The organism is Halomonas flagellata (assembly GCF_022487945.1).
In the GTDB taxonomy this organism is placed as follows: domain Bacteria; phylum Pseudomonadota; class Gammaproteobacteria; order Pseudomonadales; family Halomonadaceae; genus Halomonas; species Halomonas flagellata.
Genome location: NZ_JAKVPY010000101.1, coordinates 1 through 663, shown reverse-complemented (window position 1 = coordinate 663; position 663 = coordinate 1). Strand labels below are relative to the sequence as shown.

Below are 663 nucleotides of genomic sequence, written 5' to 3'. Positions count from 1 at the left end.
CCCCCAGTGTCAGGATGAGTGTCGTGCCCTCTGATACCCTGTTCTTAACATCCAGGGGGCGATAGGAGCCGCTCATGCCTCGCTACTCCGAGGAACGCCGACAAGCCGTGGTGGCCAAGCTGCTGCCACCCCACAACCTGACCGCCCAGGAGGTGGCGGATCAGGAAGGTATCTCGGTCGCCACCATCTACAAGTGGCGCAAGGAGGCCCGTGCCGAAGGGCGTTGCCTGCCCGATGCCTCTGACCAAGGGACCGAAGGTTGGTCCTCTCGGGACAAGTTCGCTGCCGTGGTCGAGACCGCGGCCATGAATGCCGAGGAAGTCGCCGAGTATTGCCGACGCCGTGGCCTGTATCCCGAACAGCTCCAGCGGTGGCGCCATGATTGCGAGCAGGCCGCCAGCCTCTCGCATGACGAGCGCCGGAGGGAGGCTGACGCGCTCAAGTAGCAGCGCAAACGCAACCGTGAGCTGGAACGGGAACTCAAGCGCAAGAACGCGGCATTGGCTGAAACCGCAGCGCTGCTGGCCCTTTCAAAAAAGGCGAAGGCGATCTGGGGGGACGAGGACGAATGATCAGCACCCCGGATCGCCGTCATGCTGTCGAGCTGATCAATGAGGCGCGCAACGCTGGTGCCCGTCTCGAGCCCGCCTGCGAGGTCCTGGG

Annotated in this window: 1 protein-coding gene; it reads left to right on the top strand. The window is 64.1% G+C overall.

Annotated elements, in window-relative coordinates; genetic code table 11:
* Positions 1–74: 74 nt before the first annotated feature.
* The gene (locus MKP05_RS21340) at positions 75–446 is read left to right on the top strand and encodes a transposase (RefSeq protein ID WP_240570141.1); all 372 of its coding nucleotides are present in this window, start codon (positions 75–77) and stop codon (positions 444–446) included.
* The last annotated feature ends 217 nt before the right edge of the window (positions 447–663 follow it).